Origin of the sequence: Rhizobium sp. ZW T2_16 (assembly GCF_044987325.1) — a bacterium.
Classification (GTDB): domain Bacteria; phylum Pseudomonadota; class Alphaproteobacteria; order Rhizobiales; family Rhizobiaceae; genus Neorhizobium; species Neorhizobium cellulosilyticum.
Map to the genome: position 1 here is coordinate 141,588 of NZ_JBJDRG010000005.1, position 18,715 is coordinate 160,302.

At 59.4% G+C, this 18,715-nt stretch carries 18 protein-coding genes; 7 read left to right on the plus strand and 11 right to left on the minus strand.

Annotation, left to right across the window (positions count from 1 at the left end; genetic code table 11):
- The gene (locus ACI3K0_RS15435; RefSeq protein WP_404945574.1) at positions 1-324 is read left to right on the plus strand and encodes a hypothetical protein; all 324 of its coding nucleotides are present in this window, start codon (positions 1-3) and stop codon (positions 322-324) included.
- 150 nt (positions 325-474) lie between these two features.
- Here ACI3K0_RS15435 and ACI3K0_RS15440 read toward each other — a convergent pair whose 3' ends face one another.
- Positions 475-1,212 (minus strand): SH3 domain-containing protein, encoded by a 738-nt coding sequence (locus ACI3K0_RS15440; protein ID WP_404945575.1) that lies wholly within the window; start codon positions 1,210-1,212, stop codon positions 475-477.
- Between the two features lie 215 nt (positions 1,213-1,427).
- On the opposite strand from ACI3K0_RS15440, the gene ACI3K0_RS15445 reads away from it, so the two are divergent.
- Positions 1,428-2,147 carry a response regulator gene (locus tag ACI3K0_RS15445; protein ID WP_404945576.1) on the plus strand — a complete coding sequence of 240 codons (720 nt, stop codon included), beginning with the start codon at positions 1,428-1,430 and terminating at the stop codon, positions 2,145-2,147.
- The gene (locus ACI3K0_RS15450) at positions 2,148-3,479 is read left to right on the plus strand and encodes an ATP-binding protein (protein ID WP_404945577.1); all 1,332 of its coding nucleotides are present in this window, start codon (positions 2,148-2,150) and stop codon (positions 3,477-3,479) included.
- A 16-nt stretch (positions 3,480-3,495) separates the two neighbouring features.
- Here the strand turns inward: ACI3K0_RS15450 and ACI3K0_RS15455 are convergent, their stop codons facing one another.
- The 4 genes from ACI3K0_RS15455 to ACI3K0_RS15470 form a co-directional block, all read right to left on the minus strand.
- The gene (locus tag ACI3K0_RS15455) at positions 3,496-3,810 is read right to left on the minus strand and encodes a hypothetical protein (RefSeq protein ID WP_404945578.1); all 315 of its coding nucleotides are present in this window, start codon (positions 3,808-3,810) and stop codon (positions 3,496-3,498) included.
- Positions 3,811-3,921: 111 nt separating this feature from the next.
- Positions 3,922-4,164 (minus strand): cysteine rich repeat-containing protein, encoded by a 243-nt coding sequence (locus tag ACI3K0_RS15460; protein ID WP_404945579.1) that lies wholly within the window; start codon positions 4,162-4,164, stop codon positions 3,922-3,924.
- Between the two features lie 167 nt (positions 4,165-4,331).
- On the minus strand, positions 4,332-5,567 hold the full coding sequence (locus tag ACI3K0_RS15465; protein WP_404945580.1) for a PAS domain S-box protein: 1,236 nt from the start codon (positions 5,565-5,567) through the stop codon (positions 4,332-4,334).
- A 124-nt stretch (positions 5,568-5,691) separates the two neighbouring features.
- Complete coding sequence (locus tag ACI3K0_RS15470) at positions 5,692-6,621, minus strand: LysR family transcriptional regulator (protein WP_404945581.1); 930 nt, start codon at positions 6,619-6,621, stop codon at positions 5,692-5,694.
- Between the two features lie 290 nt (positions 6,622-6,911).
- Here ACI3K0_RS15470 and ACI3K0_RS15475 point away from each other — a divergent pair, with 290 nt between their 5' ends.
- From ACI3K0_RS15475 to ACI3K0_RS15485, 3 genes are read left to right on the plus strand one after another with little or no spacing between them, the layout of a single operon-like run.
- Positions 6,912-8,378, plus strand: a complete 1,467-nt coding sequence (locus tag ACI3K0_RS15475) for a c-type cytochrome (protein WP_404945582.1) — start codon at positions 6,912-6,914, stop codon at positions 8,376-8,378.
- Between the two features lie 49 nt (positions 8,379-8,427).
- On the plus strand, positions 8,428-8,955 hold the full coding sequence (locus tag ACI3K0_RS15480) for a sugar dehydrogenase complex small subunit (RefSeq protein ID WP_206826748.1): 528 nt from the start codon (positions 8,428-8,430) through the stop codon (positions 8,953-8,955).
- A 14-nt stretch (positions 8,956-8,969) separates the two neighbouring features.
- Positions 8,970-10,604: a GMC family oxidoreductase gene (locus tag ACI3K0_RS15485; protein ID WP_206826750.1), complete on the plus strand. Its 1,635-nt coding sequence runs from the start codon at positions 8,970-8,972 to the stop codon at positions 10,602-10,604.
- Positions 10,605-10,942: 338 nt separating this feature from the next.
- On the opposite strand, the gene ftsZ is transcribed toward ACI3K0_RS15485, so the two are convergent.
- The 3 genes from ftsZ to ACI3K0_RS15500 all read right to left on the minus strand — a co-directional run bounded on the left by ftsZ (position 10,943) and on the right by ACI3K0_RS15500 (position 13,610).
- A complete protein-coding gene (ftsZ, locus tag ACI3K0_RS15490) occupies positions 10,943-11,923 on the minus strand; it encodes a cell division protein FtsZ (protein ID WP_373289484.1) in 981 nt (326 codons plus the stop codon).
- A 116-nt stretch (positions 11,924-12,039) separates the two neighbouring features.
- Complete coding sequence (locus ACI3K0_RS15495; protein ID WP_148147051.1) at positions 12,040-12,663, minus strand: 2-dehydro-3-deoxy-6-phosphogalactonate aldolase; 624 nt, start codon at positions 12,661-12,663, stop codon at positions 12,040-12,042.
- A gap of 11 nt (positions 12,664-12,674) precedes the next feature.
- The gene (locus ACI3K0_RS15500) at positions 12,675-13,610 is read right to left on the minus strand and encodes a 2-dehydro-3-deoxygalactonokinase (protein WP_404945583.1); all 936 of its coding nucleotides are present in this window, start codon (positions 13,608-13,610) and stop codon (positions 12,675-12,677) included.
- A gap of 1,005 nt (positions 13,611-14,615) precedes the next feature.
- On the opposite strand from ACI3K0_RS15500, the gene ACI3K0_RS15505 reads away from it, so the two are divergent.
- Complete coding sequence (locus tag ACI3K0_RS15505) at positions 14,616-16,568, plus strand: putative bifunctional diguanylate cyclase/phosphodiesterase (protein ID WP_404945645.1); 1,953 nt, start codon at positions 14,616-14,618, stop codon at positions 16,566-16,568.
- Between the two features lie 74 nt (positions 16,569-16,642).
- On the opposite strand, the gene ACI3K0_RS15510 is transcribed toward ACI3K0_RS15505, so the two are convergent.
- The 3 genes from ACI3K0_RS15510 to ACI3K0_RS15520 all read right to left on the minus strand — a co-directional run bounded on the left by ACI3K0_RS15510 (position 16,643) and on the right by ACI3K0_RS15520 (position 18,711).
- Positions 16,643-16,942, minus strand: coding sequence for a CcdB family protein (locus ACI3K0_RS15510; protein WP_404945584.1), 300 nt, complete (start codon positions 16,940-16,942; stop codon positions 16,643-16,645).
- A complete protein-coding gene (locus ACI3K0_RS15515; RefSeq protein WP_148148668.1) occupies positions 16,942-17,172 on the minus strand; it encodes a type II toxin-antitoxin system CcdA family antitoxin in 231 nt (76 codons plus the stop codon). The genes ACI3K0_RS15510 and ACI3K0_RS15515 overlap by 1 nt, the downstream gene beginning before the upstream one ends.
- Before the next feature lie 480 nt (positions 17,173-17,652).
- Positions 17,653-18,711 (minus strand): ABC transporter ATP-binding protein, encoded by a 1,059-nt coding sequence (locus ACI3K0_RS15520; RefSeq protein WP_206826757.1) that lies wholly within the window; start codon positions 18,709-18,711, stop codon positions 17,653-17,655.
- Between the last annotated feature and the right edge of the window lie 4 nt (positions 18,712-18,715).

An 18,715-nucleotide genomic window follows, 5' to 3' on the forward strand; every position in this document is an offset into this window, starting at 1 on the left:
ATGATCATCCGTCAGGCATTTTTCGAAGGCTCGATCCATGCTGGCAAGGAAGGCGCCTTCAAGGTCTATGTCGCGGAAAAGCTGATGCCGATGTGGCTGGCTTTCCCCGGCATCCGAGAGGTCAAGGTCCTGTACGCCGTCGAACGCGACGAGGGCGCTCCGCCCTTTCCGATGGTTTTGTGGACCGCCTATGACAGCCGCGAGGCGCTTGCCGCTGCGCTGGATTCTCCGGTTCGCTATGAAAGCCGCGAGATGACCAAGGGCCTGCTGGAAATGTTCGAAGGACATATCCATCACCACGTCTTCGATCTCGCGCACGGATAAGAAGATCACATAGCCCGGCTGGTGTTCGGCAGCCGGGCTATGAGCAATTCCAGCAAAAGTGGGAACCGGTTTTGCGTCCGGAATTGCGATCAGAAAAAAATCGATAGAGCGGTTTCGCCTATCACGGAAAGGCGGAGCCGCTCTATCGCGTTACGGCCGGTCGATCGAGCCGTGACGAATTCGCGTATTGCCGAGTGGTCCGCGGGTGACCGATGCGCCGGCGCATTTTTCCGGACCGCAGCCGCCGATGGCCGCCCGTCCGCCGCCATTCGGGCCTCTGGTGACTGCAGCCGCGCCGCAATTTCCATCATCGCATCCGCCTGCCGCAGCCCTCGCACCGCCATAGGGACCGCGGGTCACCGCTGCAGCGCCGCATCCGCGGTCTCCACAACCGGCAGCGACCGAACGCGATCCGCCGCCGATGTAATAGCGATCCCAATGCGCGTACCAGGGCTGCGAATGATAATGCGCGTCCCAATAGGCGACGGTAAACGCGACCGTGGCGATGCCGACGACCGGCGCGATAGACGCGGTCAGCACTGTCGGGCGACCATTATAAAAGACCTGGATATAGCTCGCCGCCACCCAGCCGCGGGCGCTCGACCAGCTGACATCGCACCACGACCGGTCTCCGGTGCAGCCATAGACGGCAAGCGAGGCACTCTGCGGCATGACCATCACCACCGGATAGCGTGTGCTCGGCCCGGCGCGCAGGTTGACGCTGGTCACCGCCATGCCGTTGGTTGCAGCAGACGCCTTGTTGATGCCTCCGAAGGAGAAGAGCACCAGCAGCGCCAGTATTGCAAGCGACGCGGCTTTGCGCATCGCGGGCATCGCTTGGAGGGCTTCTGCCGCCCGGATGTCGTGTGAGAGGTAAATTGCGGACATGGAAAGCTCGGCTCCTTGTATTGAAGAAGCCGCCATTGTCCCGCGTCCGTTTTGAAGCCCTGTTTCAGCTTTGCTACAAAAGTTTGCAGGCGGACATGCCGATCGGCCCAGCATTCCGGCGACGCTGCAACAAATTGCAACAAATCCGAAATCGTCTCGAAATCGCAGTCCTGTCTGATAGGCTCATGCCCGGTCGGGTGATGGAGCAGCGCAAAATGGATGAACAGTTGAAAATTCTGGTTGTCGAGGACGATCCGGAAATTCGCGACCTGCTCGATGAGTTTTTGACCGGCGAAGGCTATCTGGTGCAGACCGCCGATAGCCCGCCATCTGCCGACCGGCTGGTCGAGCGCCGCTGGCCGGATCTGATCATTCTCGACCTGATGATGCCGCGCGAGGACGGCTTGTCGTTCTGCCAGCGCATCCGTGCACGGTCCCAGGTGCCGATCATCATGCTGACCGCAAAGACCGCCGAGATCGACCGCATCGTCGGGCTGGAATTCGGCGCCGATGATTATCTCGGAAAACCCTTCAATCCGCGCGAACTGCTTGCCCGCATGCGGGCCGTGATGCGCCGCACGACGGGGCGGGGAGCGGCGACGGAACCGGGCAATTCGGTCAAACGCTTCGCCGGCCTCGTCGTCGATCCGCAAGCGCGCAGCATCACGACGGAAGACGGGGCGAGCGTGCCGCTCACCACCACCGAGTTCGATCTTCTCGCCTGTTTCCTCGAACGACCGAAGCGGGTTCTCTCACGCGACCAGTTGCTCGATTTCACCCGCGGATCGTCCGCCGAGACCTATGATCGGACGATCGACGTGACGATCTCGCGTCTTCGAACCAAACTTGCCGCCTGCCTGCCCCCGGATGTGCGGGTCATCACGACCGTGCGCAATGTCGGTTACCTGTTCAACCCGACTGTGACGGACGGCTGAATGTTGTTGAGAAAGATCGGCATCGTCGCCCGTATCGCGCTGATCGTCACGGCTGCGCTGTTCGTCAGCCAACTGGTCGTGGTGATCTCCTATCTGCATGGCGAGCGATCCCCGCCGCCGCCTTTCGCCATCGCCAAGCGCATCGCCGCCGTCGTTCGTCTGCTCGATGAAACCGAGACCCGTAACCGTGAGGATGTGCTTGCTGTGTCGAGCGTATCCGGGTTCCAGGTCTCGGTGATTTCCGCCATGCCCGAAGGCTTCGAGGATGATTTCAGCCTCGGGCGCATGGGCGTGCTTACCCAGAAGATGATCGACGATCTCGAACCGGGGCGGATTGTCCGGGTCGGTGCGGTAAAATCCGGCGAGCATCGGCGAAATTCCTCGCTGATGATATTCGTCGTCGGGTTGAACTCCGGTGAGATGGCGCAGTTTTCCGTTTCCGACGAAACGACATTGCGGGTCTGGAACCTGCCGGTCGGTTTCCTCGCCGGCTTCTTCGGCATCGTCGTGGCTATCATCGCCGTGCTTGCCGTGGCGCGTGAAACGCGGCCGCTTGCCCAGTTGGCGCGAACTGTCGATGAACTCGGAAACCGCATCGAGCCGGTTCAGGTGAAGGAGAGGGGGGCAAGGGAGCTTCGCACCCTGATCCGAGCGATCAATGCCATGCAGGGGCGCATCCTCGGCCTCGTCAATAATCGCACCCTGTTTCTTGGCGCAATCTCGCACGATCTGAAGACTTATCTCACGCGTTTTCGTCTGCGGCTGGAGATGATGCCTGCGGGCACTCACCGCGAAAAGGCCATTCACGATGTCGAGACCATGGAGCAATTGCTGAACGACGTGCTTCTGTTCGCCAGCGAAAGCTCGGCCGGATCCGAAGCGGAAACGGTGGAACTGAATGCGGCGATCAGCGCGTCTGCCGCGGAAGTCGCTTCCGCTGGAGATGTCGTTCATCTCGCACTGTCGGCTAATCCCCTTAAAGTCCGGCTTCCGCGTAAGGCATTGCTAAGGGTGATCGACAATCTGCTCTCCAACGCCTTGCGTTATGGCACCCACGCCCGGATCAGAACGGAGAGGCGTGACGGCATGGCCTGCCTGATCGTTGAGGATGACGGACCGGGCATAGAAGAGAAGGACATGCCCTTCGTCTTCGAGCCATTCTTTCGGGCCGAACCATCGCGAAACCGCAGCCATGGCGGCACCGGCCTTGGATTGGCCATCGTCAGGCAGATCCTCGATGCTCATGGCGGGGCGATCACGCTTGAAAACAAAACTACTGGCTCCGGTCTTGTCGCCACCGTCTGTCTGCCCGCGGAAGGCTTGGAGCGCTGAGGCTAACGCTGCCAAATCAGATCAGTTTCAGCCGGTTGCCGGCCGGATAGGCGCTCTGGCCTTCACCGTCATCGAAGGTCGCTAGGCAGTCCAGCAATTGGTCACGCAGTTCCTCGATCGCGCCGACAAAGACCTCGCCGTTCTCACGGTAGAGATAGGCAAGATCCGCAACCTCGGCAAAGGCTGAGGCTTTGGCGACGCAGGCGATATCGGCCTCGGCGAATTCTATCCGGGAAGACGGGGCCTGCGTGGTTTCCGAAGGCGCAGAGGGGAAGCTGAAGGCCGAAAGGCCGACCAGTGCGGAGGCGGTGATGCTGGTGATGATATTCATGGAGATCTCCTGACACGGACCCGTGCCCACCGGCTCGGATGTCCGAAGCATGGATCGGGCCAGCAGACCGGGCGGCGTATGGCCCGGTCCGCTGGCAATGGAAATGGGCGGTTAGTTCTTGGCCGCTTTGGCCCTCAGGTCGTCAAGCGTTGCGGCGCATTCCTTTGAGAGCTGGGCCTTCTTCTCCTGAATGCAGGCCATCAGCTGGCCGTCGCCCGGCTTGATGCCGGGGCACAGTTTCTGGATATCCTGTTTGCAGTTGTCGCGCAGTGCGAGCCGGTCGTTCATCGACATCTGTTGCGCGGATGCAGCGGCAGCCGTCAGCAGCAGGAATGCAGTGGCGTATTTCAACATTGTCAGTCCTCTCGTTGCGAGGTTTTACGGGATATGGCCGTGTCCACGACCTTCTCGTTTCCGGAGAGGGTAAAGGCTCCGATCGCTGAAACGATGGGAGCCTTATCGCCCGGCTTCATCGCAGCCGGATTTCGGGTTTGTTTCGGTATCTTTCAGTTGCCTCGATGTCAGGCGTCTTCGGCGGCATAGGCCTCCAGCAGGCGCGACGTATCCATTCTTAGCGCGTCATTGGCCTGCAATATGTCGGCAAGGCCGCGCTGAACGATATCCTGAAACGCTTCCAGATCCATGATCAGATCTTTCACGACGGCGACGCTCAGCCGCCCCGATTCCACCTTGCCCATGATGCGGATTGCCGCGAGGCCGGAGGCCAGCCGCTTCATCTCGGAAACCATCTGGAAGAAAATCTTCAACTCGTCCTCGATGCCGGTCAGGCTCTTTAATGCTTCGGCCTGATAGGTCGACTGCTGCTGGTCGAGAAAATTCTTCTCGGTCGCATGGTCTACCCCCTCGATGGGGACTTCATCTCTGAAACTGCAGGCGATCTCCCGCTGCACATAGGATGTGGCAAGCAGAAAAGCCCCGACGCTAATTGTGTGTGACACGGTTCGGGCGGCTTGCAGAAAGCCGTCCAGCCCTCGCTCTATTTCCTCCGAAAGCGTGTTGTAATTCGTCGAGATGGTTGCAATCGCCGCACCCGCTTCACCGATCTGGCCTGCATGAACCAGCAGGTTGAGCGGCACGAAGCGGTAGGTCAGATACCCGTCGGAGATCTGCTGGGCCGCGGTCAGCAGCCGCGCGGCAGAGGGCATCAACCGTCCATAAAGCGCAAGTGTCTGCCGCGACTGTTTCTGCAGGTTCATGTCGCGCAGCGAGAATTCGGCAGAAAGGCTTGTTGCCATGAAGGCATCGTAGGTTTCGAAACCGAGAGCCGAAAGGCGCGTCATCAGTCGCGCTGCACTTTCCGACGGTGACAGCTTTTCCTCTATCTCCATCCGGGCAAGGGCAGCATATTCCGCCTGAACGATACCGAAGATGGGGCTGCTCGGCTTGATGCGAACGGAAAGATAACCGCCTTCGCATGGGGTTATGATGGCATAAACCCAGTAGAACCGGCCGTCCTTGCTCTTGTTCTTTACATAGGCGCCGGTTTGGAGACCTTGTTTCAGACGATCCCACAGCAACCAGAATACGGCACGCGGCACGCCTTCATGGCGAATGATGTTATGGGGCTTCCCCGCAAGCTCGCTCCAGGAATAGCCGCTTATGCGCTGGAACACCTCGTTGCCGGACTGGATCTTCCCACGCGTGTCCGTTCTGGAGAAGAAGATCTCCGCAAAATCGAACGGGATTTCTATTTCGCGATATAATTGCGAATGATCGTGAAAATCTGAAACATCCATGAATTAAACTTTCGCCGTAAGAAATACCCTCCCTATTCCCTGATTGGGTTTCTTGCATCGAAATGAACTACTGTCATTCCGGATTTTGACCGAAATTGACGATGTTCAAATCTGCGACAATGTTTCAAATTTTAACGATTGCGGCCTCGCGAAAAGCCGCGTTTTTCGCTTCCTCGGCATAGGTCTGAAAATGCAGCAGCAGTTTCTGCGCGTAGAGGGGAAGCTGCTGCTGATTTCTCACACAGACATAAAGTTCGCGTTCCGCCCAGCCGTCGGCAATCTCAAGCGTCCGAAAACCCATGTCACGGCCATACCGCCGGGCAGCACTTTCCGGTACGATTCCAAGGCCCGCGCCGCATTCTACAATTCGGCAAAGCGACTCGAAGTTTTCGACCCGGATGCGGATATTCGCCCGTCTGCCAAGCTCGGTGGCTAGCCGCCGCAGGAATTGCGACAGGGCGACCGTCGTGTTCAGCGCGATCAGCGGATGATCCAGAATTCGCGCATAGGCAACCGGCCCTTCCAGAGCCCAGTCGCCCGGGACGATCAGCACCAGCCTGTCCGGCACGAAGCGCCAGCGCTCGAGACCGGTCATGTCCGCCGAAGATGCGACAATGCCGATATCCGCCTCGCCGTTTCTCAGCAGGTTGACCACTTCCATGCTCGGCTTGTCGGTGACGGTGACAAATATATCCGGGTTCTGCCGCAGGAATGATCCGAGCAACTGCGGCATATGCTCGGAAAGCATGTTGGTGTTCGATAGCAGGCGGATTGTGCCGCCGCGGCCTTCCGAAAAGGCATCGAGTTCGATCTCCAGCTTTCGCGTATCATCAAGCACCTTGCGCGCATGGCCGACCAGTATGTCGCCTGCAAGCGTCGGCCTGATACCGCGCCCGGTCCGCTCCACCAGCGGAAGCCCGAAGCTGACTTCCATCTTGCGCAGCCGCGCACTGACCGCAGCCACCACGATATTGTTCTGCAAGGCCGCTGCCGTCAGGCTTCCGCCCTCTACTGCCGAGAGAAATATCCTGAGATCCGTGAGGTCGAATTTCATGGTTTTAAGCTTTCACAATTGGTGAAGGCTGTTTGTACGACAAACCGACTACACAAGCTATCTTTTGCAGCGCTATGACACAGATCAAGTCGCACCGCGACACATCGACACGCCTCAGGTTTAATCCTGAACCCGTTAATCAAGCTTTTTTGTTCAAGAATCGCTTCAATACGAGTGGCATTCTCCCGATGTGCCACCCCGGTTTGCGGCGATGAAGATCGGCCCTGCGTGTGGGAGGCACGTCTGGAACCGATGTCGATTGTTCATGCTTGATGAAAGCACGGGGATATATGCCTAAGCCTCCTGTCTCGCCCGGTACGTCTTTCGGCGGCACTTTGTTTGCGCCGATTTCCGCATCGCTCCGCCCCGCAATTCTCTGTCTTTCCGCGCTGGTCGCAACGGCCGGCGCGAGCTTCGCAGATGAGACTTCCGATCTCGTGGCGCGCGGCCGCTATCTTGCGACGGCTGCCGACTGTGCCGCCTGTCACACCGCGCCGCATGGCGGCACGCCCTTTGCCGGTGGCTACGGCATCGACACGCCGCTCGGTAAGATCTTCTCGACCAACATCACGCCGTCGAAGGAAGATGGTATCGGCACTTACAGCGAAGAGGATTTTTCGCGCGCCGTACGTGAAGGGGTCGCCAAGGATGGCAGCCACCTTTATCCGGCAATGCCCTACACTGCCTATGCCAAGATCACCGATGACGACATGAAGGCGCTCTATGCCTATTTCATGCACGAGGTGAAGCCAGACGACCACAAGCCGCAAAAGACCGAGCTGCCTTTCCCCTTCTCGATCCGCACATCCATGGCGGTCTGGAACCTGCTCTTCCTCGACAAGACCCGCTTCCAGCCGAATCCGGCCAAGTCCGCCGAATGGAACCGCGGCGCCTATCTGGCGGATGCGCTGGAGCACTGTGCCACCTGTCACACGCCGCGCAACGCCTTCATGGCTGAAGATGCCAGCCAGGCGTTCGCCGGCGGTTCGGTTGGTTCCTGGTATGCGCCCAACATCACCTCCGACAAGCATGCCGGTATCGGCGGCTGGTCCGACGATCAGCTGATCCAGTATCTTAAGACCGGCAATGTCCCCGGCAAGGCGCAGGCCGCCGGCCCGATGGCGGAAGCGGTCGAAAACAGCCTGCAGCATCTCTCCGACGACGACCTGAAGGCGATCGTCACCTACCTCAAGGACGTGCCGGCGATCGGATCGGCAGAAAAGACCTCGCGTGCCGATCTCGGCAAACCTTCGGGCGAGGTCGAAGCTTCGCTGCGCGGCCTGCCCGGCCAGTCGCCGGAAGAAAACGGCTATCACATCTTCAGCGGCAGCTGTGCTGCCTGCCACCAGGTGGAAGGGCAGGGCAACGATCATTATCCGTCGCTGTTTAACAACACCGCGACCGGTGAGGACCGTCCCGACAACCTCGTATCGACCATCCTTTATGGTCTGCATCGCAAGGTTGGCGATCATGTCGCCTTCATGCCGGCCTTCGGTGCCGATGCGTCCTACACGGATCGTCTGTCGAATAAGGATATCGCCGATGTCAGCAACTATGTTCTGGCAAACTACGGCAATCCGTCCGTCAAGGTGACGCCTGCCGATGTGGCACGCATCCGTGACGGTGGCGAGAAGCCTCTGATCGTCAAGCTCGCGCCGCTTGCGGCTCCCGCTGCGATCGTCGCTGCCGTCATCGTGCTTGCCGTGATCGTCTGGCTACTGTCGCGCCGTCGTCGTTCGCGCCCGGCGCTCGGCTGAGCCCTGATCGCTTTCCCTTTTCGCATTGAACGCTCCCCCGGAGATCCTGATGCCTTTTGATCCTTCCTCCCCGGCCATGTCCGGTCCCAATCTTTCCCGCCGCAGCCTGCTGCGCGGCACTGCCGCCCTCGGTGGTCTGGCCGTTGCCGCAAGCCTTGCCGGCCCGATTTCGGCCTTTGCGGCTGACGACAGTGCCGCCTCTTTCACCCAGCTGTCGGAGTTCCTGACCGGCTACACGCTCGACCCGGTTCTCGGCGCCCGCTTTCTTGCGGCATTGAAGAAACGCGATGCCGATCTCGATGCCAGCCTTGCAGCGCTTTCCGGTCTCATCGAGCAATCCGGCGTGCCGAACATGGACGGCTTTCTGGCGCTGACCGGTACCGATCCGGCGCTGATGAAGACCGCCACCAAGGTGGTTTCCGCCTGGTATCTCGGCGTTGTCGGCGAGCCGGAAGATGCCGAGCTGATCACCTATGCCGACTCGCTGATGTACCGCCCGACCAAGGGCCTCCTTACCGTCCCGTCCTATGGTCCCGGCCCCAATGCCTGGGGACCGAAGCCCGGTAGCAAGATCTGACAGGAACAAAGACAATGGCTAACACATCCTATGATGCGGACCTGATCGTTATCGGCTCGGGCGTCATGGGCGGCATCGTTGCCGCCAATCTCGCCAAGGCCGGCAAGAAGGTGATCGTTCTGGAGGCCGGTCCGCGCGTCAATCGCCGCGAGATCGTCGAGACCTACCGCAATGCGCCGGTAAAGCTGTCGCTTGCCAATGCCAAGCTGCAGGGTGCGGGTTCACCCTTCCCGAGCATGCCCTGGGCGCCATCCACCTATGGCGATTACCTGCAATATGAAGGGCCGGTGAAGTACAACACCTCCTATCTGCGCGTCGTCGGCGGCACGACCTGGCATTTCGGCTCGGCTCTGTGGCGGATGATCCCGAACGATTTCAAGCTCCAGTCGCTCTACGGTCGCGGCCGTGACTGGCCGATCGGTTACGACGATCTGGAGCAGTATTACAACAAGGCCGAACTGGAACTCGGCGTCACCGGCACGGACGGCCAGGACGAGAGCGGTCAGGGTGGCGGACCGATGCCGCCGCGCTCGATGCCCTTCCCGATGAAGCAGCTCAACACCAGCTACATGTTCGATACGCTGGCGGAAAAGCTCTCGGTCGGCGGCTTCAATCCGGTGCTCGAACCGCATGGCCGCGCCTCGCGCCCTTACGGTAACCGCCCGGTCTGCGCCGGCAACAACAATTGCAACCCGGTCTGTCCGATCGGCGCCAAATACGATGGCTCGATGCATATCGACGAGGCGGAGCGCCACGGCGCCAAGCTGCTCGACAATTCGCCGGTCTACAGAATAGAGGCCGGCGACGACGGCAAGATCACGGCGATCTGGTACAAGAAGCCGGACAATTCCGAACATCGTCTGACGGCAAAGTATTTCGTGCTTGCCGCATACGGTATCGAGAGCGCCAAGCTGCTGCTGATCTCCACGTCGGAAAAATATCCGAACGGCATCGCCAACTCTTCCGATCAGGTCGGCCGTAACCTGATGGACCATACCGGCATCAGCATGAACATGCTGACCAAGGAAGACATGTGGCCGGGTGAAGGCCCGACCGAGCTTCTGGTGTATCTCAACCAGCGTGACGGCGAATTCCGCAAGGATTATCCGAGCTACAAGATCAAGGTGCGCAATACCGTTCCGACCGCGCAGATGACCGAGGGTTTCATCAAGAAGGGCATTCTCGGCTCCAAGCTGGACGAGCAGATCCGCAAATATTCGGCCCGCTCGCTCAACTGGGCGATCGATTTCGAACCGCTGCCGCTCGCCGAAAACCGCGTCACGCCGTCGAAGACCAAGTTCGATGCGCTCGGCATCCCGGTTCCGGTCCTCTATTACTCGGTCACCGATTACTGGAACGCCGGCCGCGACCGTGGCCTGCAGGATCTGAACAAGATCGCCGAACTCTTGGATGCCGAAGTCCTGTCGACCGACGTCAAATGGCAGAACCGCCAGCACGTCATGGGCACGACCCGCATGGGCGACGACCCGACCGATTCCGTCGTCGATCGCGATTGCCGCACGCATGACCATCCGAACATGTTCATCGCCGGCACCAGCGTCATGCCTTCCGCATCCTGCATGAACCCGACGCTGACCGGGGCGGCACTCAGCGTTCGTATTGCAGAGCAGTTGATCAAGGAAATCTGACCTGCGCTGGAAGGCGGTCAGAGGACGAAGCCTGCACGATGACATGATGACATCGTGCAGGCTTCTAACCGCCATCATGGCGGCTGGAACAAACGGTGGATATTTGCTGCCGCGGCGTCAAATGAAGATTTTGTAATTCACAGTCATGTTCGGTTGAAGTGGCCTTGAGTCTCATCCACAGGAAGAATTAGAAAATGCGAATATTGTATATTCGCTTGTGATGAGCTGAAACTAACGGGCTGAGAGCCGCAAAACGAAGACACCGAACAGATGCGCGGATCTGCTCGGTGCGAGATTATAGCACGGGCGTGACGTCGGGGATGTCACGAAGGATGTTTTCAGCCGGCCGGGTGCGGAGCCGGTCCGCGATCGCCGTCGAGACCGGTGGCAACCACCGAGACGCGGAATTTTCCGTCGAGGTTGCGATCGAAGATCGCGCCGACGACGATATCGGCATCGGCCTCCACCTCGTCGCGGATGCGGCTTGCCGCTTCATCGACTTCGAACAGGGTCATGTCCGAACCGCCGGAAATCGAGATCAGCACACCCTTGGCACCCCGCATCGAGATGTCGTCGAGAAGCGGATTGGCGATGGCCAGCTCTGCCGCTGCGAGTGCACGATTGTCGCCGGAGGCCTCTCCGGTACCCATCATGGCGCGACCCATGCCGCGCATGACCGACTTCACGTCGGCGAAGTCGAGGTTGATCAGGCCTTCCTTGACGATCAGGTCGGTGATGCAGCCGACACCGGAAAAAAGCACACGGTCGGCGATCATGAAGGCGTCGGCAAAGCTGGTCTTGGCGTCGGCGATGCGGAAGAGGTTCTGGTTCGGAATGACGATGACGGTATCGGCCGCATCGCGCAGTTCCAGGATACCCGCTTCGGCCGTCTTCATGCGCCGCTGGCCTTCGAAGGTGAAGGGTTTTGTGACGACAGCGACGGTGAGGATGCCGGCGGCGCGCGCGGCGCGGGCGATCGCAGGTGCCGCACCCGTGCCAGTGCCGCCGCCCATGCCGGCGGTGACGAAGCACATATGCGAACCGGCAAGATGATCCATGATCTCGTCGATGGATTCTTCAGCGGCAGCACGCCCTATATCGGGCAGCGAACCTGCGCCGAGACCTTCGGTGATCTGGGCGCCGAGCTGGATGCGGCGCGACGCCTTGGACGTGGCCAGAACCTGTGCATCGGTGTTTGCCGCGACGAACTCCACACCGCGGAGTTCCTCTTCGATCATGTTGTTGATGGCGTTGCCACCTCCACCACCGACACCGATGACGGTGATCTGCGGTTTCAGTTCGACCAGGCCGCTTTTCATATCCGTCAAGCTCAGGCTCCTTCAAATCTTCCTGTCGTCTCTCAAGGACGACGAATCGGCCGTCAAATTATCTGTCGATTGCGTCGGAAGCTAGAAGGAAGCGAGAGGTGAAACGACTATCTGATGGCGCGCATGGCCTCGATGAACTGCTTTGCCTTCGCACCGACCGCCTCAGCGCTGTCGCCGGGCTTGTAGAGCGAACCGCCGATGCCGAAACCGGCGGCACCGGCATCAACGAAAGCCTTCATGTTGTCGGGCGTGACGCCGCCGACGGCCAGAACCGGTATTTCCTTCGGCAGCACGGCCTTCCAGGCCTTGATGACATAAGGCGGAATGGCTTCGGCTGGAAATGCCTTGACGCCGGTGGCGCCAGCGCCGATCGCGGCAAAGGCTTCGGTCGGGGTGGCGACACCGGGCAGGCTGACCATGCCCTTGGCGACGCTCGCCTCGATGACCGACAGGTTGGCGTTCGGCGAGATGATGACCTTGGAGCCGGTTGCGGCGACATCGGCGACCTGGGCAGGCGTCAGCACGGTGCCTGCACCGATCAGCGCCTTGTCACCGAAAAGCTTCTGCAGCTTTTCGATGCTTTTCAGCGGATCGGGCGAATTGAGAGGCACTTCGAGAATGCGCCAGCCGGCCTCGATCAGCGTTTCGCCCACCGCCTCGACCTCTTCCGGCTTGATGCCGCGGAGGATGGCGATCAGGTTGCATTCTTTCAGCGCGTCGTGGAGGTTCATGGGAAACGTCCTTATTTCGTCAATTGCAATTGGCCGGCGATCAGCTGCACGCCGCGTTTGGCGGCATCCGCCGTGCTTGGGATCACGGTGAGATTAAAGAGTGGCGCGACACGACCGTAACGGCTGTTCAGCACATTGTTGCCGACAATGCCGATCGCTTCGCCGGGGATGAGCCAGCCGGCGGCGCGGGCCTGGCGGAATTCGGAACCGATGACGAGGCCGGAGACGTAATCGCCGATATCTTCGGCCTTCAGGACGCCGGCGAGAACGCCAGTACGGGCGGAAAAGACGGCGGACAGAAAGGCATCGGCGGCACGGGCATCACTTGCTGCAAACTCTGCGCCGAGATCGAAGGCAGACCAGACTGGTTCGGCTCCGGGGGCAGGTTCCAGCGCCTTGGCGATGAAGGAATGTTTGGTGAGAAGCGAAAAGACCTCGCCCGTCGCATAGGTCTGGAAACCGGCGATGCGGCCTCCCTCGACGCGTGCCCATTTGCTGTGGGTGCCGGGCAGGACAACGGTGCAATCCTTGTTCAGACCGAAACCGACGATCTGCGTTTCCTCGCCGCGCATGACGTCCGGAAACGGCTTTGCCGCCGGATCTCGCATGCCAGGCAGAAAGGTGACGGTTGCGCCGTTCTGAAGCGTCAGTTGCTTCGTACCAGCGGCAAGCTCCGCCAAGCCGGCAGGCGCATCGACGTAAGGAACTTCGATCCAGCCGTTGCGGCTGGTGATCATGCCCGAGGCGATGACGGGAAGCGGGCCGTGAGAGGCAAACCAGCTGCCGACGGCTTCCATCAGTGCAGCCTCAAACGCGCCGTCCTTGACAAACTGAATGCCACCGCTCGTCGTGTCTCGGGTGTCGAGCGTCTCGCCCGTTTCCGACACGAGTGCTGCACGCAGCGAACTCGTGCCCCAGTCAAGGATGATCGACACAGGCTTAGGCATACCGGATTTCCTCCCGAGATTTATTGCGCCCTTCGATAGCGCGGGGGCGGTGCGGCTGTCGAGAACAATCGTCAATAAAGTCATACTTATCGGTATGATCTGGACAGGATGGACGCCTGGTTTTCGGTATACTTTCCAAAACGGAATAAGCCCTTGGCGATCATGAGATTTTTATCGTTGGCCTTGGCCAGAAGTCGGACGGGGCGCTGAAAGCTGCCTCGTAAGTTAGTTTATAGGTGACACCTCTCAGCGCCCCGTTCGGCAGTTTTTATCCACGACTCCGATCCCTCTGCCGTTGCCTTGCCGGATGATGTTCGTCTGGCTCGATGGAAAACGGACGGATCCTCGGGTTTAACCCGAGGACTTATCGCCAACCTTCCATTTCACCGCCGCCGGGCCTTCCGTTCTCACGGACGGACTTGGTCGAAGCCCGGCGAGACCATCCTTCAGGCCACCATGTGTGCCGCACAGGCACATCCGACGCGCCGTTCGGGCATCAGAAGCGGCAGGCCGGTCCGAAAACCTTGCCGCTTCCCCCGTGTCGCCGGAGGGAGACCACTTTCCGCAGACCCCGGTGATGGAGAGTTACGTCCTCTCTCCACCTCCAGCGCCGGTCCCGCCTCGCCGGCACGACTGCCGGTGTATCCGTGACGGAACGGAGGGATTGTAGGCATGGGCGAGAGGGCGGGGATGAAATTTTGTCCAAGCGATTGAAACGATTGCAGGGAGGTTCGAAATCATCCCCGGCCGTGTGCCGGATCTCGAGGAGACCGTCCTTCAAAACGCTTAGCCTTCATCTCGTTTTGCCGAGGTCTTTGGCAGCAATTGCCCACGATGACCGGTATCCAGCCTATTGCGGTCATTGGATCAGTGCACCTGGACCTCGATCCCGTCACGGGCCCGCAAGGTGGCACCAGCGTCCTGCAGGTTTGATTAACCGTGCTAATTTGCGCGATTGTAATGATGCGTATGTTAGGAGCCGCTCATCAGTTGATGGGCGAACTTATGAATATACACATTGCGTGGCGCGGTATCCGGAACTTCATGTCGGTTCAAAACGAGAACCCTGAGCTTCTCAAAGCTCAATATCGGGCCTTCACGCGACAAATGCCGATGATGTATTTCATCCTGCTCTCCAGTACCTGGGCGCTTGCTATGACGCACATGCGGATCGCGCCCGCGTGGTTGACACTTGGCGTGCCGATGCTGCTTACGGGCTGCTGCCTGCTAAGAGCGATCTTCTGGCTACGAACCAGGAATTCAGATCCATCTCCAGACCTTGCACATGCTGCACTCCTGCGCACCAATCGGCTTGCGGGCGCCATTGCCATGGCTTTCACACTCTGGTCTTTCGCGCTGATCCCATATGGCGACGCCTACACCCGTTCGCATGTCGCCTTCTACATGGCCATTACCGTCATCTCTTGCATCTTCTGCCTGATGTATGTGCGCTCGGCGGCCTTTATCGTGACACTCATCGTCAATGGCGCATTTATCGCTTTCTTCGCCTCGACGGCACAGCCAACATTTGTTGCCATTGCGATCAACGTCTTGCTGGTTTGCACCGGCATGATGTCCATCCTGCTGACGAACTACCGAAATTTCGAAAGTATGGTGGTTTCTAAGCAGCAAAGCGAGGCTCTGAGCTGCGAGAACTTCAGGCTCGCCAACCTGGATAGCTTGACCGGACTTGGCAATCGGCGTGCGTTTTTTGCAGAACTGGAAACCGAACTGGCGAGGGCGCAAGCTGACGGAGTGCGGTTGGCTCTCGGCGTCATGGATCTCGACGGTTTCAAGCCCGTCAACGACCTTTACGGCCATTCGGTTGGTGATCGTCTCCTCGCAGAGGTTGCCGCACGCCTATCTACCACGCTGACGGCCAGCACGGCTTTCAGACTAGGTGGTGACGAATTCGCGATCATCGCTCCTCTACCGCCGGAAAATACACAGATGGTAATAAATGCCAACGCCATCGCGGCCAAGTTGAGGGAGCCCTACCGTTTACCGGAAGGTACGGTGCATATCTCGGCGTCAATGGGGATCGCGGTGTTCCCCGAGCTTGCGCTTAACTGCGAGCAGCTTTTCGAGCGCGCCGATTATGCGCTCTACCACGCCAAGAAGAAGCAGCGCGGTGGCGCGGTGTTGTTCGACTCTGATCATGAATATCAAATCAATTTCGAGGCGAAGATAGAAAGCGCACTGAAGCAGGCCGATCTCGAAAACGAGCTGTCAGTGGTCTTCCAACCGATTATCGATGTCCGTGGCCCGCAGACGATAGGTTTTGAAGCTCTGGCACGCTGGGATAGCCCACAGCTTGGTAAAATCTCTCCGGCCTGCTTTATCCCTATCGCAGAACGAGCGGGAATCGTCGGCTCACTTACGAAGCCGCTCCTCTGGAAGGCGTTGGCCGCGGCCTCGCTGTGGGGACCATCTCTGCGCCTGTCGTTCAACCTGTCTGCCCACGACTTGAACTCCAACGACAGCGTCTTAATGCTGGTGGGCATCATTCAGAGAAGTGGCTTTGATCCCAAGCGCCTTGATCTCGAGATTACCGAAACGGCTTTCGCCCACGATTTTGAACAGGTCACGCAATCCGTCGAGACCCTTCGAAGACTGGGATGTGGGATCTCGCTTGATGATTTCGGAACCGGATACTCAAGCCTCACGCGCCTTCACGCCTTGCCGCTGACAAAGTTCAAGATTGATCGCAGCTTCGTCAAGGACCTGCATTTGCGGCCGTCCAGCTATAAGATCGTGAAATCTCTGCTGGCACTAAGTGCAGACATGGGGTTGGATTGCGTGATCGAGGGTGTCGAGACGGAAGAAGAGCTCGCGGCTCTTACAGCATTAGGCGGGACAAGTGTTCAGGGCTATCTGTTCGCTCCACCACTGCTGGAGCACGAGGCCGCAAAGTTCGCAGCCGAACCCCGTGGCGCCAACCTCAGGATTGCGGTCTAACGGCACCTTTATAAACCCGGCTGCTCCGGTCGACTTCCTTGACGCAAGAGAGAGTTTGTTCGCGGCGCGGCCTCTCAAAAGCCCTGGAACAGAAAGTCGGTGGCTGCGGTGATTTCGGCCGAATGGTGGGAGAGATCAAGGACGGACTCGCCAATGAGCCGTTTCGGCAATGAGGCCATCGAAGGGATGAGGATGTAATAAGCTTGCCCTTCTATCTCGACGCGAGGACTCAATTTAACGAATACGGGTCCGATCTCGACTACAGGAACAAGGGGCGCGACAACACGGGTCTCTATGGAGTCAAGAAGATCAGCCTGCAGATCCATGATAAAGCCATCACGGCCCTTGAGCTTGTGGATATGGAACCGGGTCATCAGAACGTGCGATATTCTTCGAGTGGCAGGCCGTTCTTTTCGACATATTCGTTGTAGACCCGGATAGCTTCGGCATTTTCTTCCAGCCAGCGGCGTTCGCGCTCCGCCTTAACGGCCTTGGCGATGCCGTCTTCGGCAGCGCGCGAGAGATTGATATCCAGCTCGCGCGCCTGGGCGAGAAGCGTGCTGTCGAGCGAGAGGTTGGCGGCTTTGCGTGCGGGTGTCGGCATGAGAAGCTCCGGAATATACGCAGATTATATGCGCATATTTTCTTGATGCAACGCGTGGTCATTTCAGCCTGATGTCGCCAGACGAAAAAGCCCCTCGCTGGTTGGGCGAGGGGCCAAAGGCTGGAAAGTCAGATCGGAGCTCAGGTAACTCCGCCTTTATGACAGCATAGTAACATAAGCAAATCGTCACCCAAACAGGTGACGCAGTTGCAATAAGCGCCACATTCACCCTAGAGTAATGTAGGACAGCGGCAGAAATGCAATCGTGACCGCAAGGCAAACAATCGCAGTCCTGACGAGCCGTGCCCGGCGCGCCTTTCGAGCATCCCACTCGTAGACCATGTTTTCTCCCTTTTTATGCAGGAACCACAAGGCGAAGCCTCAATGGTATCCAGATGCCTCCATCTGCGTGAAGGCTAGGGACGACAATATTGATCGAAGCTTGCGCGGCGCAGGTTCAATCAGGGCGCGAAGGACGGCTTATTTCTCGGGAGCGAGAATGCAGCACTGCTCCGGCACCGGGACGAGAACAGCCTTGGCGCCGGGTTCGAACAGCTCCGAAAGGGCTCCGTTCGCGGTGATCTCGCCGGCGGCCGTCTCACATTTGTACTGGTACGCGCGGCCGAGATAGGTGCGGGTGCCGAGCGTGGCGGGGATGCCTTCGCCCTGGCCGCGCACGACCAGACCATCGGGGCGGGTAGCAAGCACGAAATCATCCTTGATCGGGCCGAAGACATCCTGCGACAGGTGCAGTTTCGCGCCGCCTGCGGCTTCCACTGTCACGATCGCACCATCGCGTGCGACGGTCTTCATCGGGATGAGGTTTTCGAAACCGACGAAGCGGGCGACGAAGGCGTTGGCCGGCTTCTGGTAGAGCACTTCGGGCGTATCGAGCTGCATGATGCGGCCGGCATTCATGATCGCCACGCGGTCGGAGATCGAGAATGCCTCTTCCTGGTCGTGGGTGACGTAGAGCGAGGTCGTACCATTCGCCTTCTGCAGCTGGCGGATTTCTACGCGCATGTCGACACGCAGCTTGGCGTCGAGATTGGAGAGCGGCTCATCGAACATCAATAGCGGCGGTTCGATGACGAGCGCGCGGGCGAGCGCGACACGCTGCTTCTGGCCGCCGGAGAGTGCGCCGGGCAGGCGGTCGGCAAGATTGGCTAGGCCGACGCGCTCCAGCATGGCGGTGGCCCGCTTTGCCCGGTCTGCGGCGGAGATGCCGCGCTGCTTGAGGCCGAAGGCGACGTTTTCCTGCACGGTGAGATGCGGGAAGAGCGCGTAGTTCTGGAATACGAGGCCGATATCGCGGGCATGCGCGGGAAGCGTTGTGAGGTCACGATTGCCGAGCTTCACATGGCCGGAGGTCGGCTGCAGGAAACCGGCGACGATGCGCAGCGTCGTGGTCTTGCCGCAGCCGGACGAGCCGAGAAGCGAGACGAGTTCGCCGGCCGCGACCGAGATCGACAGGTCTTTCAGGACCTGGGTCTGGCCGTAATGGGCGGAGAGGTTTTCGATGGTCAGCGATACGGTCATGGGA